The sequence below is a fragment of the Thalassobacillus devorans genome, assembly GCF_900176565.1.
In the GTDB taxonomy this organism is placed as follows: Bacteria; Bacillota; Bacilli; order Bacillales; family Halobacillaceae; genus Thalassobacillus; species Thalassobacillus devorans_A.
The window spans coordinates 480,141-504,001 of record NZ_FXEH01000004.1 but is presented as its reverse complement, the minus strand read 5'-3'; the positions used below and the strand labels follow the sequence as shown (position 1 = coordinate 504,001).

The window sequence follows — 23,861 nt, the reverse complement described above, 5'->3', positions numbered from 1 at the left end:
ACCAACTTCACAGCTAAACCCCTGACAAATTCATCTATTCAGCTTCCGACCGATATAGAACTCTTTACCATTTTATTGCTTAACGTGCCAATTTCATCTATTTTGCAAGCTATAACATCATCGGATTTGATAAGGTAAGCTCCTAAAGGGCTGCCAGTCAAGATACAGTCACCTGGCTTCAAGGTCATTACTTTCGATAGATAAGAAACCATTTCAGCCAAAGGAACAATCATAAGGCTTGTGGGGCTGTTTTGCTTTTCATCTCCGTTGACCTCTGCTTTCACCTGTACTTGATAAGGGTCAAGCTCTGTTTCGATATAAGGACCGAGCGGCGTGAACGTATCGAATGATTTACCCAATGTCCAATGCCCCGCCTCATGGAAAAATTGCGGAGCTGTAACATCATTGCCAATCGTGTAGCCGAATACATAGTCCAACACTTCTTCTTTCGGTACATTTTTCATTTCTTTCCCGATGATAACAGCCAATTCTGATTCGAACTTCACTTCTTCAATTCCCTCTGGGATCTGGATATCCTCATCTGGTCCGATGACAGATGAAGAAGGTTTGAAAAAGAAAACGGGTAAATCAGGAATTTGTTCCGGCAGTTCTTCTCTACTGCTGACATAGTTGGCTCCAATCCCGAGAATTTTTTCCGGAATTACCGGGGCCAGCAATTGAACCTCATCCTCTGCCAAGACTTCCCCCGTGTATTCCCATTCTGAATACATATCACCATTTATGACCTGGATAGCGCCATCAGCAGCCACTCCAGTGAGCGTTTTCCCCATGTGTTTAAATCTTGCAAATTTCATTGTCCTTCCTCCTGTCTATTCCGTGTGTTATTTTACTGCTACCGTGTCTTTTACGATCGTTTTGATATCCATACAACGGCTTGGTGTCGGGAACAGCTTCCCTTTATTGAGCAAATCCTCCGGATTGAATACTTCTCTGATTCTTGTCTGGGCATCCAGTTCTTCGTCCGTAAAGATAAAACGCATTTCCTCTTTTTTCTCAATGCCCACTCCGTGTTCACCGGTTATCGAGCCACCAACATCAGCGCACGCTTTCAAACAGGCAGTACCTGCTTCCAGTGCTTTTTCGGTTTCACCAGGGATACGGGAATCAAACAGTATCAGCGGATGCAGGTTGCCATCACCGGCATGAAAAATGTTCGCAATCCGAAGCCCGGATTCTTCACTGATTTCTGTGATGCGCTGCAGCACTTCAGGCAGTCTGCTCCTCGGAATTACGCCATCCTGAACGAGATAATCCGGGGAAATCGCACCCATTGCACCAAACCCCGTCTTCCGGTTTGCCCACCACTTTCCTCTTTCTTCTTCACTCTCTGCTACTTTTACTTCACGAACGTTCCTTGATTTACAAACCTCCAGTATTTGCTCGATTTGCTCATCTATGCCCGCCGCTATGCCATCTACTTCAATCAAAAGAAGGGCTTCAATGTCTTTCGGGTGACCGACTGGAAAAGTGCCCGCTTCTACCCCCTCAATAGCCGTTTTATCCATCATTTCCAAAGCCGCTGGCACGATTCCCGCTGATATGATGCCAGACACAGCACGGCTACCATCCTCCACATTATCGAAGTAGGCAAGCACTGTCTGTTTACCTTCCGGGTTCTTCAAAATTCGCACCGTAATTTTTGTAACGATACCGAGTGTCCCTTCCGATCCAGTCAACAGCCCCATTAAGTCGTATCCAGGACTGTCCGGGATGCCGTCTTCACTGATTTCGATGACCTCTCCGTTCGGCAGAACAACTTCCAGACCTAATATGTGATTAGTTGTCACCCCGTACTTCAGACAATGGGCACCACCTGCATTCTCCGCCACATTGCCTCCGATAGTACAAACATACTGACTCGATGGGTCGGGTGCATAATAATAACCCTTACTTGAAATCGAATTCGTTAATTTCAAATTGACAAAGCCTGGCTGAACCACAGCCTGACGATTTTCAAAATCGACATGGAGGAGGTTCTTCATTTTCCCAAGACTAATAATCACCTCTCCATTCAGCGGGATTGCACCGCCACTCAGTCCTGTGCCAGCTCCCCGAGCCAAAAAAGGAAGGTCATGTGCAGCACAATATTTTACAAGTGCAGCTACTTCCTCTGTGTTTTTTGGGAAAACCACTGCTTTTGGCATTGCCTTGTGTACGGTGAAACCATCACAGTCATAAGAGAGCAGATCTTCCTTTTCAAAAAGGATCTCGTCTGGTCCTACAATTGCGGCCATTTGTTCAATGTGCACATCTCTACGCGTCTTCTTTTTCCTTCTAGATTTGAACAAACTCACTCACCCCTTGCCTGTTGTGGATTCCATGGCCTTTTTATCTTTTTGATAAGCCCAATCAAGCAGCTGCACCGTATGGACAATCTCGCTTCTCCGCCCGTGTTTTTGTACACCCATCGCCATTTGCAGCATGCAGCCTGGGTTCCCCATTGAAATCATCTCTACTTCTTCTGGGACATGTTCCATTTTTCTATCTAACACAGCACCAGCCATTTCGGGATTGGTAATGTTATAGATTCCGGCACTGCCGCAGCATGTATCGGAATTCGCCATTTCGGTATATTCGACGCCAGGGATGTCATTCAGAAGCTGGCGTGGTTCATGTCTGACCCCTTGCCCATGAGCTAAGTGACAGGCATCATGATAGGTGATTTTTTTATTGATCTCACTTTTTGGTTTCTCATAACCTGTATCATAAAGGTATTTGGAAATGTCCTGGACTTTCTCCGAAAAAACTTCCGCTTTTTCTTTCCATACCGGATCGTCCTTAAATAATTCCGGATATTCTTTCAGTGCACAGCCACAGCCCGCGGCGTTGACGACTACTTTTTCATCATCCTCAAATGCTTCAATATTCTGCTTCGCGAGCTTCCTTCCCATGTCCCGGTCTCCGGCATGGACATGAAGCGCCCCGCAACAGGTCTGCTTCTTCGGTATCTCGACATCATTCCCGTTATGGGTCAACACGTTGATGGTAGATTCATTGATATCACTGAACATGACATCCATGATACACCCGGTCAGCATGGCAACCCTGGCTTTTGTCTGTCCTTCAGCAGGAACAAACTTATAATCTTTGAATTTCTTTTGAACGGGCTGCTTAATCTCAGGCATGATTGCTTCCATATCAGCAAGATGGGGAGGCATGATCTTAAGAGCCCCAGTTTTACGCACCGCCGACTGCAAGCCGCTTTTTTGATAGAGTTTAAGAAAGCTGCCAACCGTCTGCATCCGGTTCGGGTGAGGAAAAAGCCCTTTCAGGAAAAATCCGCTGACCGCTCCTTTCCATCCCTTCAGCGGCAGCGCCTGACGGACCTGGCCGCGTGCTTCTTCTATCAGCCCTCCAACATCAACATCTGCTGGACATGCAGTCGTACAGGCACGGCAGTCCAGACACTGGAAGACAGGATCAGCAAATTGTTCATTGACACTGATCTGTCCTTCCGCTACCGACTTAATCAGGTGAACGCGTCCCCGAGGGGAATGCTGCTCTTTCCCGGTTTCTAAATATGTAGGGCATGACTCCAGACACATGCCGCAGTGAACACAATCGGCCCATTTGTTTTCATCAGGATGATCCTTCAGCAAATAATTACTCGGGCTGGCTTCCGCACATGGCGGTGCTGCTTCTTCCAGTTGTGCCGCTAAACTCTTAGCCATTTATATCCCTCCTAAGAAGCGCTGGTAATTCAACGTATTGTTTGGATCGTTTGTCTTTTTGATCCCTTCAAACAAGAAAAAGTAGGATGGTTTCTTTCCCCAGACATCGATTTCCTTTCGAAGCTTAACAGGCAAATGTTTCACCACAGCATAACCTTTTTTACTTTCTGCTTCTGCTCGGAACTGGTGAATAGCTTGCTTCACTTGAGATTCTTCCCCTGTAAGAATGACGGTAGTGATACCGTGCCCTAACCCGCCATGTATCTCTATTTCCAACTGATCGATATCCGTCATGGTTTCCTCCACCGCCATCATGGTTAGGACATCCATATTCTTCGTGCCTATTTTCAACACAGCTTTTGTACTGCCTGATTCTTGATCAGTCAGGCTGTTCGGAGCCAGGGTGGCAAAAGCACGCCAGAATTCCTTTGCCTTATCCCCTTGGGAAACATCCACACTCATTCCTGCTGGGACATGCTCTTCCATCCACTGTTCCTGATACCGGACGGAGTTTTCGACATCTTCAAAGGCAACCAGTAACGTGTATACTTCCCGATTAAATAACTTTTTGGAAAGAGCCGGGTTAATCATTTCAAGCGAAGCAGGTTCAACCATCGAATCCTGGATGTTTACGATAAATTCTTTTAGAACCTGCACCTGCTCTTTAGGTACAAACAGCTTTACCAGACTTTCTGCTTTTGGGACAGGGCGCAGCTTCATGGTGATTTCCGTAATCACTCCAAGCGTGCCCATAGCACCGATAAATAGTTTATTCATATCATAACCGGCAACATTTTTGACGACCTTTCCACCCGTGCGGATGATCGTGCCAGCAGGGTAAGCCACCCTTAAACCGATCACCTGATCCCTTGCTGAACCATACTTCATTCGTTTGGGACCGCTTTCATTTGCAGCGATTACGCCTCCAATTGTCGCTTGTTCCGGCCAGGCTGGATCAAGCGAAACCATCTGACCAAAATCACTAAGAAACTCCTGGAGTTCTTTAATGGTCGTACCCGGACGAACGGTAACCGTCATATCACCAGCTGTATGCTCGATGATTCCTTTATACTGAGACAGCGAAAGCAGGATATCGTAATCATCTTTCAAACCGCCATATCCCCGCTTCGTACCTCCGGAAACTACAGCAACCTTCTTACCTTCTTCATTCGCTTTGCGAAGAACGTTCGCGATTTCTTCTTCGCTTGTCGGCTCTGCTAATTCAGCACCGCTGTTTCCGAATTTCTCATCTTTCAATACAAGTGAAGCTGTCGATTGAGGAATATCCTTAATTTCCACCCCATCCCCTCCTTTAATAAAAATTTATAATGTCTCCAAAGCTCGTCTTCGACCCTCTTTAGTAAATAACATCATTAATCCCAATAAAATAAAAATTAGTTTAGTAGTCCTTACTTTTTATAAAGGTTTCCAACTACCAACTTAGCAAAGGGGAAGGGAAACGGCGAAACTCCTGCGGGAACGGAAGGACTGGCAAGACCCCGCATGACTAAAGGCCTGAGGAGGATTGCCGTTCTCCCCGCGGAAAAGCGAGTCGTTTCCCTGACCCGCCACTTTTCCATCAGGATGGAAACCATTGTATTAATAAATTTTTATAAAAGGAGCCACTAACGGATCGTTAATGGCTCATGTTCAGTTCGTTTACTTGTTTGCCGGCTCCTTGGATTTTGCTTCGATACGACGGCGGTGAAGAATCGGCTCTGTATAACCGCTCGGCTGTTCACATCCTTTGAATACCAGGTCACAAGCAGCCTGGAAGGCAACAGACTCATCATAATCAGCTGACATTGGACGGTAATCTGCATCTCCTGCATTCTGTTCATCGACGACCTTAGCCATCCGCTTCAACGTTTCCATCACTTGCTCTTCTGTGCAGATGCCGTGATGCAGCCAGTTGGCAATATGCTGACTGGAAATTCTTAAGGTCGCACGGTCCTCCATCAAATCGATATTATTGATATCCGGCACCTTGGAACATCCCACGCCATGTTCCACCCAGCGGACGACATATCCGAGGATGCCCTGCGCGTTATTATCCAATTCCTCCCGGATTTCTTCCTGGCTCCAGTTTGGATTTTCAGCAACCGGAATTTGCAGGATATCATCTTCATACTTACCAGGAGATTTAGCGAGTTCGTTCTGCACTTCTGAGACATCGACTTTATGATAATGAAGGGCATGCAAAGTTGCTGCTGTCGGAGAAGGTACCCAGGCTGTACTTGCCCCTGCTTTCAATTGGCCGTCTTTTTGTTCCAGCATGGCAGCCATCAGATCCGGCATTGCCCACATCCCTTTTCCGATCTGCGCTGTCCTGCGGAAGCCTGTTTCAAGTCCGACACTGACATTCGACTTCTCATATCCGGTAAGCCAGACAGATCCTTTCATGTCCCCTTTTCGAATCATTGGTCCTGCTTCCATAGATGTATGGATCTCATCGCCAGTACGGTCTAAAAATCCAGTATTAATAAAGGCGATTCTGTCTTTAACTTTGCTGATACAGTTTTTCAAGTTTAATGTCGTACGACGTTCTTCATCCATAACACCGATCTTCAATGTATTTCGTTCATAGCCAAGCAGCTCTTCGGTCCGACTGAATAGTTCTTCTGCAAATGCCACTTCCTCAGAACCATGCATCTTCGGCTTAACGATATAGACAGATCCTTTACGTGAATTCTGATAAGTACCATTACCAAGCACCTCATGTTTAGCAAGCAGACCTGTAATTACCGTGTCCAGGATACCCTCTGGTACTTCTTTTCCATTCTGATCCAATACAGCATTATTGGTCATCAGATGCCCTACATTCCGCGCAAACATCAAGGAACGTCCGGACAGAGTCAATTCCCCGCCATCTGGTGTCGTATAGGAGCGGTCGGGATTCAGCTTCCGTGTAATCTCTTTTTTGCCTTTTTGGAAAGAGACACTTAAGTCTCCTTTCAAGAGACCAAGGTAATTTCGATAGACAAGCACTTTATCCTCGGCATCAACCGCTGTTACAGAATCTTCAAAGTCCATAATGGTGGTTAAGGCGGATTCCACCAGCACATCTTTCACACCAGCTTTGTCAGACCTGCCGATTGGATGCTTGCGATCTACCTGAACTTCAAGATGAATGCCATTGTTTTTCAACAGTACGGCCTCTGGTTCTTCCGGGCTTCCGACATATCCGGCGAACTGGGATGGTTCTTCAAGTTCCGCATTACTGCCATCCTCCAATTCAGCAGTAAGCTTGCCGTCATTTATTTTATACACGGTTACCTGTTTATGGGAAGTTCCTTTCAATGGGACGGTGTCATCTAAAAATTCTTTGGAATAGGCAATGACTTTGTCCCCACGAACCGGATTGTAGTCTCCTTTGATTTCAGCTCCCTCATCTTCACTGATCGCGTCAGTGCCGTATAAAGCATCATACAGGCTTCCCCAGCGAGCATTGGCAGCATTAATCGCATAACGCGCATTATTTACAGGTACGACCAGCTGTGGTCCAGCCTGAACCGTGATTTCATCATCAACATTTTGGGTCGTAACCTGAAAATCGTCGACCTCCGGCTCCAGATAGTTCATTTCTTTTAGAAAGGCTTTATATTTACCAGCATCGAAAGATTTATTTTCTTTATGCCAGCTGTCAATTTTCTTTTGTATTTCTTCCCGTTTATTCAGTAACGATTTATTCTCAGGTGCTAAATTATAAATGATCGCTTCTAATCCGCCCCAAAAGTTATCACTTGTGATCCCGCTTTCCGGGATTGCTTCTTCGTTAATAAAATTATAAAGTTCAGGAGCTACTTGAAGATTACCGATTTGAACGTAGTCTTTCACTGTAAATTCCTCCTTAAAATGAATGGTTGGAACAGATAGCAGGATATACACCCAAAACATAGGAACAACAATTTAAAATTCCGAATTTTCTATCCATTCGTTACCTTTTATCTTATAATAAAAGCGCACATATCAAAAATACATATTTGGAATTTACATTATGCCTTTTAGTTATAGTACAATAGAAAATGCAGAACCACTGTTTTATTACAGCGTGAAAAAATATATAACTGGAGTGATCAATGTGGATATTCGTCACCTGGAGTACTTTTCCGAGGTAGCCAAACAATTAAGCTTCACGAAAGCTGCTTCCACCTTGCATGTATCGCAGCCGTCTCTCAGTAAAGCCATCAAACAGCTGGAAGATGAATTGGGCGTGCCGCTTTTCTACCGCGCGAAACAATTAGTATTAACTGACGCCGGTAAGGCTGTGCTCGTCAATGCAAAGAATGTGCTGGACGCTTTTCATAATCTCAACTCGGAACTGAATGACGTTATCGATTTGAAAAAAGGTGAGGTGAAAATCGGAATCCCTCCAATCATCGGTGCCGCCTTTTTCTCCAGCGTAATTACGTGCTATAAAGAAAAATACCCACAAGTAGAAATTTTGTTGAACGAGGTCGGATCAAAAATGATTAAACAGGGAGTGGAAGATGGCTCATTAGACATCGGTTTAGTTTGCAATTTACCAAGTAAAAATGAAGATTTGTTTGACGTGATTGAGGTTATCAACGATCCATTGACACTAGTCGTCCACAACGATCACCCATTAGCATCGGAAAAACACATCGATCTGGCATCCTTAGAAAACGAATCCTTCATTATGTACCGTCAGGACTTCACGCTACACGATCGGATTATAGATGAATGTGCAAAGAAAGGTTTCACCCCAAATGTCGTCTGTCACAGTTCCCAGCGTGACTTTATGATTGAGATGGTAGAGGCAAGGTTAGGCGTAGCTTTGCTTCCTGGAAAAATTGCTGCAGAATTAATGGATCGCTCCCTGGTTTCCATCCCCCTGATCGATTCGAACGCAAGCCTCGAACTCGGGATGATTTGGAAGAAAAATAAATACCTGCCATTTGCAGTAAGAGAATTTATTGAAACAGCAGAGCAATTATTAGTAAAGAAAGAATTGGTTTCTGCAGTAAATTAAAGATTTATTCTGCAGAAATCGGGCCAGAGTTACCGGATACGGCTGCTTCCCTATCAAAGAGAAAGGTTACGAGGGGACAATCACAATGATTAAAAGCTAACAAGGCGCTGCAAACGCAGCGCCTCATTTTTATACTTACCTCATAAGCTATGGACAGGGAAACCAATTGCTTTGTCAGCAGCTTCCATGATACTTTCCCCTAGAGTCGGATGGGCATGGACAACAAGGGAAATATCTTCTGCGGTAAGACCAGACTGAATAGCAACAGCAAGCTCATTAATTAACTCCGGTGCCCCTTCCCCCGCCACTTCTGCTGACAGAATTGTTTGGTCAAGTGAGTCAACCAGCAGCTTCACAAAACCTTTACTGTTATTCATGGTTAGCGACCGGCCATTATGGCTGAAAGGGAAATAATGGACATCTACTGTAACTCCGGATGTAGTTAATTCCTCTTTCGAAGGCCCGACAGCAGCAAGTGGCGGATCTGAAAACACCACCGCCGGAATGACATAATCGGATAGGTCTACCGTGTCTCCAATGATAGTTTCTACAGCAATCTTTCCTTGCAGTGAGGCACGGTGAGCCAGAGCCTGGCCGGAGGTTACATCCCCAATAGCAAAAATGTGGGACTGATTGGTTCGACAAGCGGAATCTATAGGAATTAACCCTTCCTCTGTCGCAATAATTCCCGCTTTATCTAAGCCTAAGGCTTCTGTGTTCGGTTTTCTTCCGACAGTGACCAACGCATAATCCGCTGAGATTTGCCTGGATTCCCCATGGGCATTAAAGTTAACCACAACGCCATCGGTCGAGTTTTCAACTTTAGAGACGTTTGCATCGGTATGAATGGCGACGTTCTTTCTTCCATTCAGCTCCTCCTGAACAAGTGTGCTCATTTCTGATGAGAAACCTGAAAGTATTGAAGGAAGTCCCTCAAGGATAATCACCTCTGTTCCGAAGTTTGCAAACATGGTTCCCAGTTCTATTCCGATGTACCCTCCTCCAATGACAGCGAGGGAGGAGGGCTTTTCATTTAATGATAAAACTCCTTCGGAAGAAAGAATTCGCTCTCCAAAAGGAAATGCAGGGACATTTACAGGTTTTGAACCTGTAGCTATAATACAAGAATCAAAAGTCACCACCCTATATTCAGTGCCAGAAATGGCTGCAGAATGTGAGTCAAGGAAAGCCGCTTCTCCTTGTATCACGTTTACATTTCGATGATGAAGCAATCCGGCAACCCCGTCGGTCAGCTGCCTGACAATATTATTTTTCCAGGCTTGCAATTCGGCGAAATCCACCTTCGCTTCTGGATAATACACACCTGCAGCTGCAGCTTTTTGCGGGATTGCGGCATAGTGGCTCGCCTCGATCAGTGCTTTAGAGGGAATGCAACCGACATTCAAGCAGGTGCCTCCCAGCTTCTCTTTTTCCACTAGTGTTACCTTCATTCCAAGCTGTGCTGCCCGTAATGCTGCCACATAACCACCTGGCCCGGCTCCAATAATGAGAACATCCGTATTAAGCATGTTGATTTCTCCCTTTCTCACAATAGCATTTGATAAGGATGCTCAAGATAATAGACGATTTCATTCAAAAAGGAGCTGGCAGGATCTCCATCAAGGGCACGGTGATCGAACGTCAAGCTAAGGGGTAAAAGGGTTCGTTCTGCTATTTCCCCGCCTTGGAATACGACCGATTTTTGATAGGTTCCTACTCCTAAAATCCCGGCTTCCGGTGTATTCAGGATCGGAGTGAAGTATTCAATTCCGGACGCCCCTAAATTGGTGATTGTAAATGTTGATCCCTTCATCTCATCACTGGAAAGACTGTTTTCTCTTGCTTTTTTACTTAGCGTATATATACTCTCCGCCAACTCCAGGATGGTTTTATTTTCAGCCTGAAAAACGACCGGAACAACCAGGCCATCATCTAAAGATGTTGCCATTCCCAGATTAATCGTTTCGTACGTATGGATTTCATCATTGATATAAGCACTGTTAGCTGCTTTATGTTTTCCTAAGGCCATTACTGTTGCCCTGGCAATAAACGCTGTCAATGTTAGAGAAATGTCGGCATCTGTTTTTTGCAATTCCTGTTTCGCTTGTTTTTGAATTTCCTGTAACTCGGTGATATCTGCCTTTTTCATCAGAGTCAACTGAGCGCTTTCCTGCAGACTTTGATGCATTCGATCTGCAATTACTTTCCTCATTCCTTTAGCTGGAGCTACTTTGGAATTTGCATGGTCCTGGGAAGGTTGTTCATGAGAAGAAGCCGGTGCAGCTGCCAGACCTTCCTTTTCTTCCTCAACAGCTGAATTTTGGTCTAAATAATTCTGTACGTCCTGCTTGGTAATCCGTCCTTGCGGGCCTGTCCCGACTAATTCTTCCATTGGAACTCCATTGGATTTCGCCATTTTTTTAGCAGCTGGTGATATTTTAATTCTCTTACCCGTATCTGGTGCCCGTTTTTCCTCTGTCATGACAGCAGTGGCTGCTACCTCACTTGCAGCTGATGTTTCTTTAGAAGATGTTGAAGGCTTGTCTTCCTCATTAGAAGAAGTGTCGATATTTTCACCTGCTTCTCCAATATAGGCTAATGTATTGCCCACTTTTAACGTTTCATCTTCTTTCGCCATAATTTTCAAGATTACTCCATTCGCCGGAGCCTCTAATTCATTGGTTATTTTCTCTGAGCTGATTGTAACCAGGGGTTCCCCTTTCTTCACTGGTTCGTTTTCCTTTTTCAACCATTCAGCAATGGTGCCCTCCTGCATGCTCATTCCGAATTTCGGCATCACCACTTTCTCCGCCATGGCATTCCCACTCCTTCTTTCATCAGATTAAAAACTAGTTAGATAGTTACGATTGATTCATCATCTATCAATTCAGAAACTACGGCTAATATTTTTTCAGGTGTTGGCAAATACAAGTCTTCTAAAGCTGGCGAGAACGGCACCGGGCTGTGAGGTGCAGTAACCATCTTAATCGGTGCATCGAGGTAATCAAAACCTTTATCAGCTACCAATGCTGAAATGTCGGTTGCTGCGTTGCAGCGTGGGTTGGCTTCATCGACGATGACCAGCCGGCTTGTCTTCTGAACGGATTTCAAAATTGAATTCTCATCCAATGGAGAAAGACTCCTAGGATCAACAACTTCGGCTTCGATTCCTTTTTGGGCAAGTTGTTCAGCCGCAGCAAGCGCTGTATTGACTTGCTTTCCGATTGCCACAATCGTTAAGTCGTCCCCGGCACGTTTGATGTCCGCCTTTCCAATCGGGATGGTATAATGTCCTTCTGGTACTTCCCCTTTGACGTTATATAGGGTTTTATCTTCAAAGAACACTACCATATCGTCATCTTCTATAGCAGAAATCAGCAGTCCTTTGGCATCAGCAGGGGTGGAAGGGACCACAACTTTGACACCTGGAATTGCGGTAAACATGCCATAAAGGGTCTGCGAGTGCTGAGCTGCTGCACGAAATCCTGCTCCGTGCATCGTCCGGATTACAAGAGGAATTTTCGCGTGGCCGCCAAACATGTACCTTAATTTCGCACCCTGGTTCATCACTTCATCCAGACAGCTGCCGATAAAGTCATTAAACATCAATTCAGCAATTGGCCGCATTCCAGTGGCTGCAGCACTTACAGCAGCTCCAACATATCCTGCTTCAGCAATTGGCGTATCAAGAATCCGATCCCGTCCAAATTCCTGGACTAAGCCTTTTGTAACCCCCATTACTCCGCCCCAGGCATCTTCATCTCCAAGATGATCAAGGTCCGCTCCACCGGCTACATCTTCTCCCAGCAAAATAACATTTTCATCGTTTCTCATCGTTTCCTTTATCGCTTCATTAATCGCATCAGCAAATGAAATTTGTCTTGCCATCGTTTATTCCTCCCCGCCTGGTTTATAGTTCACGTACACATCCGTGATCAGTTGATCGGCCTCCGGCATTGGGCTTTTCTCCGCAAACTCCACAGCATCTGCGACGGCCTGCCGCACGTTTTCATCAATGGAGTGGAGCTCATCCTCGGATGCAAGGTTATTCGATAATAGATGTTCCCGGAATCGAATAATTGCATCTAATTCATTCAGGTGCTGCTCCCGTTCCTCTGATGTTTTATAGGTCTGGGCATCGCCTTCAAAATGTCCATAGTTTCGATAGGTGACACACTCGATCAGACTAGGTCCTTCTCCATTACGGGCACGTTCTACCGCTCTTTGTGCCGCTTCATATACGGCCATCGTATCTTTTCCGTCCACCGTTTCACCCGGGATATTATATCCGACTGCCCGATCAGCAATCGATTTACAGCTGGAGGCATATTCAAAAGGTGTTGATTCTCCATATCCATTGTTTTCCGCTACAAAAATGACAGGAAGGTTCCAGATTGCTGCCTGGTTGATTCCTTCATGGAAAGTTCCGTGGTTGTTGGCACCATCACCAAAGAAGCAAACCGCAACCCCGCCAGTTTTTCTCAACTTTGCTGATAACCCTGCGCCAGTCGCCAGCGGGAAACCACCGCCTACAATTCCATTTGCTCCAAGCATCCCTTTACTGACATCGGCAATGTGCATGGAGCCGCCCTTTCCTTTACATAAGCCCGTGGCTTTTCCATAGATTTCTGCCATCATGCCTTTCAAGTCGCACCCTTTAGCAATACAATGTCCATGTCCACGGTGTGTACTCGTAATGTAGTCCTTGTCATCTAAATGGGAACAAACGCCGACCGCAACCGCCTCTTCCCCAGCATATAGATGCACGAATCCGGGTATGGTTCCTGTACTGAATGTTTCATGGACCTGATCTTCAAACCGACGAATCTCTACCATCTTCTGATACATCCATTTGGCTTTTTCAGCTGTCAGTGCTTCTTGCTGGACTTCCGACACTCTCATACACGTCGCCCTCCTTAATTTTTGTAACGCTCTAACGGAAATTGCCTATGGAGCGTTCTACTTTTAACTGTTGCAAGTTTCATGCCAAAAAAGAAAACGCTTACATAATAAGCGTTTTTAAACATTCATCTATTAAATTTCGACTGGAAACTGAGACAAATCGGGAAACTGTCTCATTCTGTCTCAATATGTTCCATTATCCTAGATTGTATTTTTTCAATTTCCGATAAAAAGTGCTGCGGGGTATCCCAAGCTGCCGGGCAGCGGCCGAAGCTTTTCCTCCGTGCTGTCTTAACGCTTTTTCAATATACTCCTTTTCCATCTGCTCACGTGTGGACAATTCAACACAAAAGCTGTCTTCCCTTTCATATGGAGTAATTTGCCGAATATAGGTTTCAACTTCTGAAGGTTCTGGTGATTGCTCACCATATTCTGTATAAATACCTTCCAATACATTAAAAAGCTCCCGGATATTCCCTGGCCAATGGTAGCTTTGCAAAGCACGAATAGCTTCTTTACTCCAGGTGAATGGCCAATTTTGTTTCCCAAAATAATAATCAACTAAGTCAGGAATATCCGACAACCTGCTTTTAAGCGGCGGCATGTGAAGAGGATAGACATAGATTCGATAATAAAGATCTTCCCTGAATTGCCCTTTCTTAACGAGCGCTCCAAGGGACCTATTGGTTGCTGTAATGAGACGGAATGAGACAGGTATCGGCTTTTTACCGCCAATAGGCACTACCTTTTTTTCCTGGAGCGTACGCAGTAGAGCAACCTGTGTTTTTACTGAGATGTCACCAATTTCATCCAAAAATAAAGTGCCACCATTGGCTTGTACTATTTTCCCTTCATAACCACCCTTTTGAGCACCAGTGAATGCTCCTCCTGTATAACCAAACAGTTCGCTTTCCAACAGGTTTTCAGGTATGGCACCACAATTGACCGCAACAAACGGGCCTTTGGATTTACTGCAATCATGAAGCGATCTTGCCATCACTTCTTTTCCTGTCCCTGTGTCTCCAGTAATATGAATGGTGACATTCTTATCAGCAGCCTTTTTCGCACGATCTATTACTTTTTGAAATGCGCTGCTTTTCCCGGCTACACCCTGAAATTGGAACGAGGAGTTCCAGCCTTCGACTGCAGGTGATTTTTTATGATTTGTTAAAGTGATTAGATGCCCTATGATTTCTCTTGAATCTTTTGCGTATACAGGAGACTTTTTGTGGTTTGTCGGTAATTCAGAAATGGCAGCAGGACCATTTGTAATGGCAGGGGATGCGTAAACCAACTGGTGATTACGATTATAAAGCATGAAGGAACGGTCACTGCCTCTTTCTTCTTTCAATCCAAAATGGAATAACTCAAGCTCTTCTTCCTTCATCATATGCTGCCACTTGCTTTCAATCGCATACGCAGCTGCCACAACTGTCGCAAGCACATGTTGATAGTGCTCGGGAATATAAGGACTTGAGATGTCCAAAGCACCAATCACATCGCCATTCTCATCTTTAATCGGCGCAGCGGAACATCCCCATGTTTGCGATGCTACTGAAAAATGTTCCATCCCATTGATGGCGATGGGTTCACCAATTGCCAATGCTGTTCCTATTGCATTCGTTCCGACTTGTTCTTCCGTCCATTTCACACCCTCTGTAAAATTTATCTGACTTGCCGTGGCTTTCACTTGTTCTTCCCCTGCCATCCTTAGTACATAGCCCTCACGATCGACAAGGAGCAAAATCACATTAGAATCATGGTACATAGCTGCAAGCTTTTTGATAAACGGTTCTGCCAACTGTATTAACCGGCTATTTTCTCTTCTCCGCTTCTGTAACGCATCATAAGACAACAAGTGGGTGCCTTTCCCGTTGTAAGGATCGACCCCAAGTCGTCTGCAATGGTTCCACGAAGTTTGAATCCGCTCATTGATACGTGAATCATCCAATACACCTTCCTGGACAAAACGTCTCCAATCACCTTTTGTGATTTGTTCCACCACGGGATACTTCACCTCTTTGAATGGTATTAAAGTTAGTCAGCAAGAGAGCATTCTACTTCTAATATTCGATTAAAATTGCTCTGGTTCCTCCTTGTAACTACTTATATTTCTGAAAATTCCTACAAAATTCTCAAACTATTAAAATACTGCGCATAAAGGGTTTAGCAGCTTGAAGATGAGTTCATTTCCCGACTTTTGTAAAAAAAAATCGATAAATGTAAAACGAATATAAAAGGAATTTTTTGTCGGTTTGTCGAAATTAAGCAGTATGCATAAAAACTTAAGACACTATGAAAGGGTGTAAGTATGTTGAAGAATAGTCTTTTCAAATGGCTGCCCTATAAAGACCAGGATACAAGTGAAAAAAGATTAGTAGAAGTAATGAAACGTCTAAAGATTGGTGACTACCATTTTAATTGGGATCGCAGCAGTTGTTATATAGAATTCGATTACAAAGATCATTCCTATCGTTTGGAACATTCTGTAGAGAAAGCAAAAAGAAAAGGGATTTTGCTGAAGAACGGACTTGATTGTTTAGCGGCATTGACCCAGACACTAGAGGACCTTTGTGTCATCATCGACCGCGGCACCTATCCGTTCGAAACATGGATAGCAGGGATGCAGGACGATTCAAAAGAGGAAACTCCAAAGGTTGATAGAACGCATCAAAATGACACAAACGCAGAGACAGACAAAGAGGAGTTTAACAAGGAATTCATTCCTTTTCGTAAAGATTCAACCGTAAGAGATTTTGAACGAAAGCAGGTTGCCCAGGGAGGACAGCGTAAATAAGGGAAAGTTATGTAATTTTAATATTAAATCGATTACATTAACTATATTCATGTCCTGATCTGATAAAATTTATAAAAAGAATGACAGCACCACATTGGCGCCTACCCCTGGCGCCAGTATAGTGCTGCTTTCTTAAGCAAGAAAACCAACCAATGAAATCTGGTTGGTTTTTTTATGAGGAAAATAAATGCAATAGAAAAACCCTTGTAAACAAACAAGGGTTTATAAGTGGAGCATAGCGGGCTCGAACCGCTGACCTCTTCGCTGCCAGCGAAGCGCTCTCCCAGCTGAGCTAATGCCCCGTAATTCAATTTTTAACTCGACAATCAGTATTATATAACGACATTCCTATTTTTATCAAGAGGAAAATGAAAAAACTGCTAATTTTAATTCTATAACGGGACTTTCTTCATTGTTTATGTTGTTCCATCACCGGGAAACGCTCTTTCTAAGGAGGCGATATCGATGCAACCGAACTATCAAATCTTTGGTGATGACGAAAAAATGGGTGAATCCATCGACCGAATCAAGAAACATGGGGTCGATGAGGATAACATCTATATTCTTTCCCATGACAATGACCATGTCAGACGAGCGAAAAGGCAAACCGACGCTAATAAGATTGGTGTAAGCGAAACTGGTCTTGGTACAGCAACGAAAAATGTCTTCCGTGGTAAAGATGATAAACTGCTCTCCAAGATGAAAGAAATTGGTTTCGAGCAATCTACGGCTAAGGAACTCCATAAAGAATTAGAAAAAGGAAAAACGTTATTAGTTGTAACGAATGAAGAAGATGTTAAATTTTAATAAAAGAAACAAGAAGCGGAGGGTTCTATTGCTAGCAACCTCCGCTTCGCTTTATTTAACGGGAACTTTAATATACTGGTTCAGCATATTTTTCATCAATTGTTTTCCTTCAAGCGTCCCGATAGATTCCGGGTGAAATTGGACACCTTCGATCGGATACTCTTTATGCCGGATACCCATGATTTCTCCGTCTACTGTTACAGCAGTTAAATCAAAGGTTTTTGGCAGACTTTCCATATCGACAATCAAAGAATGGTAGCGCATGGCTTCCATCGGGGATATCAGCCCCTCGTAAATTCCTTTTTCCTCGTGATGGATGTAAGATGATTTGCCATGCATCAACTTTTCCGTCTGTACCACTTCCGCGCCGAATGCCTGGGCGATGGCCTGATGTCCAAGACAGACACCGAAAATGGGGATTTTACCTTTAAACTCATCGATGACCTCTAACGTCATCGGCGCATCGCTCGGTGAACATGGTCCCGGTGAAAGAAAAATCAAATCAGGCTGAAGATTTTTTATCTCTTCCAGGCTTACCTTATCATTACGACGGACAAGAATTTCTTCCCCAAGCTCGCCGAGATATTGCACAATGTTATAGGTAAAGGAATCATAATGGTCAATCATGTAAATCATATTGCTCAGCTCCTCTCCGCTCTTCCTCCTCTACTACTCGACTAGTTCACGTACATTCTCATAAAAACGATCCAGGGCTTCCTGACGCTTGCTATCATCTTTTAAATTTTCTACTTCTGCTTCCACCAGCCGAATGATTTTACTTCCGATAATGACACCGTCGGCATGGTCCCGAATCATTCGGACATCTTCATTCGTCGAAATGCCAAAGCCAACGGCAACAGGAACAGGACTGTGCTCCTTCACTTTCCGGATAAAGTCGGTGACTTCCGACGACAGCTGGTTTTCGCCTCCAGTAACGCCAAGTGTGGATACGCAATAAAGGAATCCACGTGCTTCCGATGCTATCTTTTGAATCCGCTCTTCTGAATTAGGAGCAACTAATGAAATATATTCAATATCGTGCTTTAAAGCCAGGTCTCTGACAGACTCGCTTTCTTCATGTGGCAAGTCTGGAATCAATACACCTTCTGCTCCATGTTCCTCCAATAGTTTAAAAAACTTTTCCTCTCCAATACGGAGAACTGGATTATAATACGTGAAGACGACAACTGGTATCTCCAGTCCCTTTTCACGCATTTCTGGAATCAATTCAATTGCCTGTTGCAAAGACATGCCATTGTCCAGAGCCCGTTTCGCCGCCCGCTGGATTGTCGGCCCATCGGCCAATGGATCGGAATAAGGAATTCCTAATTCCAAAATATCAGCACCAGCCTCCTGGAGTTTCAAAGCGAGCTCAATCGTCACCTCAGGAGTAGGATCGCCTGCTTCAATGAATGGGATGAACAAGTCTTCTGTCTTGTTCAATTTCCCTTGGAATGAAGTTTGTGTCAGCATATTATTCCTCCCCCTTGAAATGATTCATAATCGTAGCCAGGTCTTTATCTCCACGTCCCGACAGATTGATAAGAATCGTTTTATCCGGTGACATGTCTTTTGCTTCTTTGAAAGCCTGTGCTAAGGCATGGGCGCTTTCCACAGCAGGAATGATGCCTTCCGTCTCGGTCAGCAGCTTCAATGCGTTCATCGCTTCCTCATCGGTAACCGCTTCATAGCGTACCTGTTTGGAGTCGAACAAATAAGCGTGCTCCGGGCCGATGCCTGGATAGTCGAGTCCTGCGGAAATCGAGTATGGCTCGGTAATTTGTCCATGCTCATCCTGCAACAGGAACGTCAACGAACCATGAATAACACCGCGATCTCCCTTCGTCAATGTCGCGGCATGCTCCGACGTATCTATGCCTTTTCCAGCCGCTTCAACGCCGACAAGCTCCACATCATCTTCCAGGAAAGGATGGAACATACCGATGGCGTTGCTCCCGCCGCCGACACAGGCATAAATATAATCCGGCAGGGTTGGCTCTCCTTCAAGAAACTGACGCTTGGATTCATCACCGATAATCCGCTGGAAATCACGGACCATCCGTGGGTAAGGGTGCGGTCCAACAACAGAACCGATCAAATAAAAGGTATCTTCACAGTTGGCAACCCAGTAACGAATCGCCTCATTGGTTGCATCCTTCAAGGTGCCTCGTCCACTGGAGACAGGAATCACTTCTGCCCCAAGCATTTTCATCCGAAAAACATTCGGCTCCTGGCGGCGGATATCTTCTTCCCCCATGAACACTTTACATTCCAATCCGAATTTAGCAGCCACCGTCGCAGACGCTACACCATGCTGTCCTGCTCCCGTTTCTGCAATGATTTTTTGTTTGCCCATCCTTTTCGCAAGCAATGCCTGACCAATGGCGTTATTTAATTTATGGGCACCAGTATGGAGCAAATCCTCCCGCTTTAAATAAATCCTGGCTCCACCGAGCATCTCGGTCACTTTATCTGCATAAGTAAGTGCCGTCGGTCTTCCTGCATACTTTTCTAATACGCGGTGATATTCTGTGATAAACTCTCTGTCAGCCATCGCTTCATCAAGCGCTTCTTCGAGCTCCTGTAATGGAGCCATCAAGGTTTCCGGTACATATTTTCCACCAAAGTCACCGTACCGCCCTTTTTGATCTGGATATACTTGTTCCATAGTTTTCCACCTCTCTCATCAGCGCTTGAATTTTATTTCGATCTTTTTTATTGTCCGTTTCAGTCCCACTGGAAAGGTCTATCCCTCCCGGGTGGTAGTTTAGTACTTCTGCTGCATTTTCATCGGTAATACCGCCAGCAATCAGACACGGAACCCTCTGGTGCTCTGCTTCTTTCCTATACGCCGGGATTGCTTCCCAATCAAATCGCACGCCGGTTCCGCCATAGGCACCTTTCACTTTGGAATCTACTACAAATCCATCAACTGCTCCTTTGAATAAGTGCATATAATCCACGCCAAAATCAGCGTGGTGGATGACTTTATAAACCGGTACAGCAAAATGTTCTTTGATTTGCAGTACTTCAGAAACCGTTTCATTGCCATGTAACTGGATGATGTCGAGTGGGACGTAGTGTAAAGCGATTTCCAATTCTTCAAGTGTCGGTTCGACAAAAACACCAACCAGTTTTTGCTGTGGTTTGATTTCATTTATCCAGCGTCCGACAAGCTCAGGACGGACATACCGTTTTGTTCCTTGTACGAAGATGAAACCAAGATGAGTCGCCTGCGAGTCTGCACTATAGGCTAAGTCCTGCTTTGAGCGGTTCCCACATAGTTTCACTAACGGTTCGGTCATGAGCGGACGCCCCCCATCAAACGGTTCACCGCTTGATTGAGGTTATTCTGTCTCATCAGCGCTTCACCAACCAGGATACCTTCCGCTCCAACAGATACGACCTGTTCGATATCCTCATAGGTGAAGATGCCGCTTTCCGAAACTAGCAGACTCTCTTCTGGCACCATTGGGGCAATTTTCTTCGTCTGTTCCAATGTAGTTTCAAAGGTTTTAAGATTCCGATTATTGATACCGATAATTTTCGGTGTAAAAACTTCTAAAATCCCTTCCAGCGTCTCTCCTGAATGAACTTCTACGAGAGCTTCCATCCCAAGTGACTCGGCATGATCATAAAGTTCATGAAGCTGCTTTGGTTCCAATGCTTCTCCGATCAAAAGGATCGCATCCGCTCCGATACGGTCGCTTTCTTCGACCTGGATAGGGTCGATGATGAAATCTTTACGCAATACCGGCAGCTCCACTACCTTTTTAATATCACTTAAAAAGTCACGGTGCCCCTGGAAGAAATGCTGATCGGTCAATACAGATATCGCCTGCGCTCCCGCTTTCTCATATTCCCGCGCGATGACGACGGGATTGAAGTCATCACGGATGATTCCTTTCGATGGCGATGCCTTCTTCACTTCTGCAATCAAACCGGCAAGGTGGGGGGAATTTCTTATCGCACCACGCAAGGAATGGCGTGTCGTATTCTGTTTATCTGGTAATAAGGTTTTTTCTATTTCTTGTTGTTTGATAGCGAGAATTGTATCAAGCATATTTCTGCTCCTTTGTATGTGTGATTGCTTCAAAGTATTCCCTTACAACATCTTCCTCAAGCGCTTTTTTCACCTGCGCTACCCCTGCCTGGATGCTATCCGCCTGTCCGGCAATATATAATCCAGCTGCCGCGTTCATCAGTACGATGTCCCTGGCGCTGTCATTCGCTTTGTTATAGACGATATCTTCAATGATAGCGGCACTTTCTGTCGGATGGGAAATTTGGATATCCTCCAGCTTGCCTCGTCTCAGCCCCACCTCTTCCGGGCTCACAGTAAACCTCGTAATCTCTCCATCTTTCAATTCCACGATATCGGTTTCTCCGGTAATGGTTATTTCGTCCAGTCCATCACGGCCAGTCACCAATAGTACGTGTTTGGATCCAAGTGCCTTTAACGTACCTGCCAGTTTTTCTCCGTGATTCGTATCATAGATACCAATCAGCTGACGTTTCGTCTGCGCAGGATTGGAAATCGGCCCAAGCAAGTTGAAGACAGTCCGGAATCCAAGCTCCTGTCTTGCAGGTACGGCGTGTTTCATCGCCTGATGGTAAGTCGGTGCATATAAAAACGTCATCCGCTTTTCGTTCAGCGCTCGCTTGCCTTCCTCCGGAGTAACCTCTAAAGGCATTCCTAATAACTCTAGCACATCGGCGCTGCCACTTTTGGAGGAAACTTTACGGTTGCCATGCTTTGCAACCTTTACACCCATTGCGGCAAGGACAATAGCTACTGCTGTAGAAATATTAAAGGTCGAGCTGCCATCTCCACCAGTTCCGCAAGTATCAATGACCGCGTCATCTTCGAGATCCATTTTCAGCATATTGCTTCGCATCGCTCTGGCAAAGCCCGTCATCTCCTCGATTGTTTCCCCACGGTAACGCAGTACGCTCAATACACTCATCAATTGTCCTGTAGAGACTTTCCCCTGCATAATCTGGTTCATCAAATCAAAGGCGTCCTGTTCCCCAAGCTTTTCTCCTTCAACGACACGTTTCAATAATTCTTTCATCTCTGCTCCACTCCTTCTCTGCTCTTCTCAAATGTTTTCTCAGCTAATTCTATCGTCTTCTTTAATGCACTCGCTTTATTTAATGTTTCCTCATATTCGCTTTGCGGGTCGGAGTCTGCTACAACTCCCGCCCCCGCCTGGATATAAGCTTTTCCTTTATAAAGGGTCATTGTCCTTATAGTGATACAGGAATCAATGTTCCCGTCATACCCAAGGTAAAGAATGCCTCCTCCGTAAAGGTGTCTTGGCGTTGGTTCCAGTTCCCTTAATATCTGCATCGCCCGTACTTTCGGCGCACCGGATAATGTCCCAGCCGGGAATGCCGAGTATAAAGCCTCTAGCGGATGGATTCCGCTGCGAAGCTTTCCGGTCACTTTACTGATGATATGCATCACCTTGGAAAAACGTCCGATGACCATGAACTCAGGCACCTTAACGGACCCGTACTCCGCTACCCGTCCGATATCATTCCGGGCTAGATCGACAAGCATCCGGTGCTCGGCCCGTTCTTTTTCATCTGCAAGGAGTTCATTAGCCAGGGATTCATCTTCTTCCTCAGTCATCCCCCGCTTTCTCGTCCCGGCAATCGGGTGAATTTCTAATTCCCCATCCCGGACTTCTAACAATCGCTCCGGGGAGCTGCCGATCACTTCTAACTCACCGAATTTCAAATAAAACATATAAGGGGATGGATTCACTTTCCTTAATACCCTGTAGAGCTGAAATCCCCCAAGTGTGGTTTCCGCTTCGAACCGTTGGGAAAGGACCGCTTGAAAAATATCTCCTGCATGGATATAATTTTTCACTTTTTCTACATCTTCAAGAAATGATTCATGCGAATAGTTGCTTTTCAATTGGATTTCTTCGTGAGATTCTTCATCGTTCGTCAGCATCAGGTCATGTACAAACCCGTTGGTCATCAGCTGATCACTAAGTTCTTTGATACGGTTTCTCGCCTGAAGGAATTTATCTTCTGGTTTATCATCATCTTCCAACCGCGCAAACTGCATAATTGTGGTTTCTTTCGTTTTATGGTTATAAGCAATGAGCGTCTGGCAAAACAACAGGTGATAGTTCGAGATCGGAATATCGTCTTCAATTGCCTCGGGAACAGGCTCTATATCAGAAATAGCATCATACGCGATATAACCGACCGCGCCACCACGAAACGGGACAGCGACCTCTGGTTCCTTTACCTTCAAATACTCCAATGAGCGATCGAAGGCTTCCTTCAAATCAGGAGCTTCCATCACCTGTGCTTTTTGTAAATCTTTAATATGAAATATCTCCCCATCCTGCTCAACTTCCAGCATCGGTTCAATGCCGATGAAGGAAAAATTGGACCATGGGGATTCTGGATCCTGACTCTCCAGCATATAGACAGCTTCGTCTTTCAAAGCCTGGAACATATGAATCGGAGTCAAAGTATCCGTATAAAATGATTCCGTTACAGGGATTGTCTGATATGTGCGTGCAGCTTTTAGAAAAGCTTCGCGTGTGGTCATGTCCTCACCTCTCCATAATTGTTATGGAGAATGAGAGTTGGAGGGTAAAAAGTGGATGATAAAAGAAGGTTTGGTACAGGCAACAGTTCA

The 23,861-nt window shown here is 45.0% G+C and carries 20 protein-coding genes and 1 tRNA gene; 3 read left to right on the top strand and 18 right to left on the bottom strand.

The window, feature by feature from the left end:
- Positions 1 to 38: 38 nt before the first annotated feature.
- From B9Y67_RS04425 to B9Y67_RS04405, 5 genes are all read right to left on the bottom strand, one after another.
- Complete coding sequence (locus B9Y67_RS04425; RefSeq protein ID WP_085505548.1) at positions 39 to 815, bottom strand: fumarylacetoacetate hydrolase family protein; 777 nt, start codon at positions 813 to 815, stop codon at positions 39 to 41.
- Between the two features lie 27 nt (positions 816 to 842).
- Positions 843 to 2,255: an FAD-binding oxidoreductase gene (locus tag B9Y67_RS04420; RefSeq protein ID WP_085505653.1), complete on the bottom strand. Its 1,413-nt coding sequence runs from the start codon at positions 2,253 to 2,255 to the stop codon at positions 843 to 845.
- Positions 2,256 to 2,315: 60 nt separating this feature from the next.
- Positions 2,316 to 3,692, bottom strand: a complete 1,377-nt coding sequence (locus B9Y67_RS04415; protein WP_085505547.1) for a (Fe-S)-binding protein — start codon at positions 3,690 to 3,692, stop codon at positions 2,316 to 2,318.
- The gene (locus tag B9Y67_RS04410) at positions 3,693 to 4,991 is read right to left on the bottom strand and encodes an FAD-binding oxidoreductase (protein ID WP_085505546.1); all 1,299 of its coding nucleotides are present in this window, start codon (positions 4,989 to 4,991) and stop codon (positions 3,693 to 3,695) included.
- 360 nt (positions 4,992 to 5,351) lie between these two features.
- On the bottom strand, positions 5,352 to 7,529 hold the full coding sequence (locus B9Y67_RS04405; RefSeq protein ID WP_085505545.1) for a malate synthase G: 2,178 nt from the start codon (positions 7,527 to 7,529) through the stop codon (positions 5,352 to 5,354).
- Positions 7,530 to 7,773: 244 nt separating this feature from the next.
- Between B9Y67_RS04405 and B9Y67_RS04400 the strand changes: the two genes are divergently transcribed.
- Positions 7,774 to 8,685 carry a LysR family transcriptional regulator gene (locus B9Y67_RS04400; RefSeq protein ID WP_085505652.1) on the top strand — a complete coding sequence of 304 codons (912 nt, stop codon included), beginning with the start codon at positions 7,774 to 7,776 and terminating at the stop codon, positions 8,683 to 8,685.
- A gap of 140 nt (positions 8,686 to 8,825) precedes the next feature.
- Here the strand turns inward: B9Y67_RS04400 and lpdA are convergent, their stop codons facing one another.
- From lpdA to B9Y67_RS04375, 5 genes are all read right to left on the bottom strand, one after another.
- A complete protein-coding gene (gene lpdA / locus B9Y67_RS04395) occupies positions 8,826 to 10,214 on the bottom strand; it encodes a dihydrolipoyl dehydrogenase (RefSeq protein WP_085505544.1) in 1,389 nt (462 codons plus the stop codon).
- Positions 10,215 to 10,231: 17 nt separating this feature from the next.
- On the bottom strand, positions 10,232 to 11,500 hold the full coding sequence (locus B9Y67_RS04390; RefSeq protein WP_085505543.1) for a dihydrolipoamide acetyltransferase family protein: 1,269 nt from the start codon (positions 11,498 to 11,500) through the stop codon (positions 10,232 to 10,234).
- Positions 11,501 to 11,538: 38 nt separating this feature from the next.
- Entirely contained in the window at positions 11,539 to 12,573 is a 1,035-nt protein-coding gene (locus B9Y67_RS04385) for an alpha-ketoacid dehydrogenase subunit beta (protein ID WP_085505542.1), read from the bottom strand.
- Between the two features lie 3 nt (positions 12,574 to 12,576).
- Entirely contained in the window at positions 12,577 to 13,587 is a 1,011-nt protein-coding gene (locus B9Y67_RS04380; RefSeq protein WP_085505541.1) for a thiamine pyrophosphate-dependent dehydrogenase E1 component subunit alpha, read from the bottom strand.
- Between the two features lie 196 nt (positions 13,588 to 13,783).
- The gene (locus B9Y67_RS04375) at positions 13,784 to 15,592 is read right to left on the bottom strand and encodes a sigma-54-dependent Fis family transcriptional regulator (RefSeq protein WP_085505540.1); all 1,809 of its coding nucleotides are present in this window, start codon (positions 15,590 to 15,592) and stop codon (positions 13,784 to 13,786) included.
- A gap of 306 nt (positions 15,593 to 15,898) precedes the next feature.
- Here B9Y67_RS04375 and B9Y67_RS04370 point away from each other — a divergent pair, with 306 nt between their 5' ends.
- The gene (locus tag B9Y67_RS04370) at positions 15,899 to 16,384 is read left to right on the top strand and encodes a hypothetical protein (protein ID WP_085505539.1); all 486 of its coding nucleotides are present in this window, start codon (positions 15,899 to 15,901) and stop codon (positions 16,382 to 16,384) included.
- Between the two features lie 229 nt (positions 16,385 to 16,613).
- On the opposite strand, the gene B9Y67_RS04365 is transcribed toward B9Y67_RS04370, so the two are convergent.
- Positions 16,614 to 16,686, bottom strand: a tRNA-Ala gene (locus B9Y67_RS04365).
- Between the two features lie 163 nt (positions 16,687 to 16,849).
- Here B9Y67_RS04365 and B9Y67_RS04360 point away from each other — a divergent pair.
- A complete protein-coding gene (locus B9Y67_RS04360) occupies positions 16,850 to 17,191 on the top strand; it encodes a YflT domain-containing protein (protein WP_085505538.1) in 342 nt (113 codons plus the stop codon).
- A gap of 51 nt (positions 17,192 to 17,242) precedes the next feature.
- On the opposite strand, the gene B9Y67_RS04355 is transcribed toward B9Y67_RS04360, so the two are convergent.
- The 7 genes from B9Y67_RS04355 to trpE are packed head-to-tail and all read right to left on the bottom strand — an operon-like array spanning position 17,243 to position 23,771.
- A complete protein-coding gene (locus B9Y67_RS04355; RefSeq protein WP_085505537.1) occupies positions 17,243 to 17,827 on the bottom strand; it encodes an anthranilate synthase component II in 585 nt (194 codons plus the stop codon).
- A gap of 33 nt (positions 17,828 to 17,860) precedes the next feature.
- Entirely contained in the window at positions 17,861 to 18,664 is an 804-nt protein-coding gene (gene trpA, locus B9Y67_RS04350) for a tryptophan synthase subunit alpha (RefSeq protein WP_085505536.1), read from the bottom strand.
- A 1-nt stretch (position 18,665) separates the two neighbouring features.
- A complete protein-coding gene (gene trpB / locus B9Y67_RS04345) occupies positions 18,666 to 19,859 on the bottom strand; it encodes a tryptophan synthase subunit beta (RefSeq protein ID WP_085505535.1) in 1,194 nt (397 codons plus the stop codon).
- The gene (locus tag B9Y67_RS04340) at positions 19,819 to 20,496 is read right to left on the bottom strand and encodes a phosphoribosylanthranilate isomerase (RefSeq protein WP_085505534.1); all 678 of its coding nucleotides are present in this window, start codon (positions 20,494 to 20,496) and stop codon (positions 19,819 to 19,821) included. Before B9Y67_RS04340 ends, trpB begins: the two co-directional genes overlap by 41 nt.
- On the bottom strand, positions 20,493 to 21,254 hold the full coding sequence (trpC, locus tag B9Y67_RS04335) for an indole-3-glycerol phosphate synthase TrpC (RefSeq protein WP_085505533.1): 762 nt from the start codon (positions 21,252 to 21,254) through the stop codon (positions 20,493 to 20,495). Before trpC ends, B9Y67_RS04340 begins: the two co-directional genes overlap by 4 nt.
- Positions 21,247 to 22,266, bottom strand: coding sequence for an anthranilate phosphoribosyltransferase (gene trpD / locus B9Y67_RS04330; protein WP_085505532.1), 1,020 nt, complete (start codon positions 22,264 to 22,266; stop codon positions 21,247 to 21,249). The genes trpC and trpD overlap by 8 nt, the downstream gene beginning before the upstream one ends.
- Positions 22,263 to 23,771, bottom strand: a complete 1,509-nt coding sequence (gene trpE, locus B9Y67_RS04325) for an anthranilate synthase component I (protein ID WP_085505531.1) — start codon at positions 23,769 to 23,771, stop codon at positions 22,263 to 22,265. The genes trpD and trpE overlap by 4 nt, the downstream gene beginning before the upstream one ends.
- Between the last annotated feature and the right edge of the window lie 90 nt (positions 23,772 to 23,861).

Bases quoted from the DNA above. Each gene is read 5' to 3' on its own strand.
- B9Y67_RS04425 (WP_085505548.1), bottom strand. From the start codon at position 815: ATGAAATTTGCAAGATTTAAACACATGGGGAAAACGCTCACTGGAGTG.
- B9Y67_RS04420 (WP_085505653.1), bottom strand. From the start codon at position 2,255: ATGGCCGCAATTGTAGGACCAGACGAGATCCTTTTTGAAAAGGAAGAT.
- B9Y67_RS04415 (WP_085505547.1), bottom strand. From the start codon at position 3,692: ATGGCTAAGAGTTTAGCGGCACAACTGGAAGAAGCAGCACCGCCATGT.
- lpdA (WP_085505544.1), bottom strand. From the start codon at position 10,214: ATGCTTAATACGGATGTTCTCATTATTGGAGCCGGGCCAGGTGGTTAT.
- B9Y67_RS04390 (WP_085505543.1), bottom strand. From the start codon at position 11,500: ATGGCGGAGAAAGTGGTGATGCCGAAATTCGGAATGAGCATGCAGGAG.
- B9Y67_RS04385 (WP_085505542.1), bottom strand. From the start codon at position 12,573: ATGGCAAGACAAATTTCATTTGCTGATGCGATTAATGAAGCGATAAAG.
- B9Y67_RS04380 (WP_085505541.1), bottom strand. From the start codon at position 13,587: ATGAGAGTGTCGGAAGTCCAGCAAGAAGCACTGACAGCTGAAAAAGCC.
- B9Y67_RS04370 (WP_085505539.1), top strand. From the start codon at position 15,899: ATGTTGAAGAATAGTCTTTTCAAATGGCTGCCCTATAAAGACCAGGAT.
- B9Y67_RS04360 (WP_085505538.1), top strand. From the start codon at position 16,850: ATGCAACCGAACTATCAAATCTTTGGTGATGACGAAAAAATGGGTGAA.
- B9Y67_RS04355 (WP_085505537.1), bottom strand. From the start codon at position 17,827: ATGATTTACATGATTGACCATTATGATTCCTTTACCTATAACATTGTG.
- trpA (WP_085505536.1), bottom strand. From the start codon at position 18,664: ATGCTGACACAAACTTCATTCCAAGGGAAATTGAACAAGACAGAAGAC.
- trpB (WP_085505535.1), bottom strand. From the start codon at position 19,859: ATGGAACAAGTATATCCAGATCAAAAAGGGCGGTACGGTGACTTTGGT.
- B9Y67_RS04340 (WP_085505534.1), bottom strand. From the start codon at position 20,496: ATGACCGAACCGTTAGTGAAACTATGTGGGAACCGCTCAAAGCAGGAC.
- trpC (WP_085505533.1), bottom strand. From the start codon at position 21,254: ATGCTTGATACAATTCTCGCTATCAAACAACAAGAAATAGAAAAAACC.
- trpD (WP_085505532.1), bottom strand. From the start codon at position 22,266: ATGAAAGAATTATTGAAACGTGTCGTTGAAGGAGAAAAGCTTGGGGAA.
- trpE (WP_085505531.1), bottom strand. From the start codon at position 23,771: ATGACCACACGCGAAGCTTTTCTAAAAGCTGCACGCACATATCAGACA.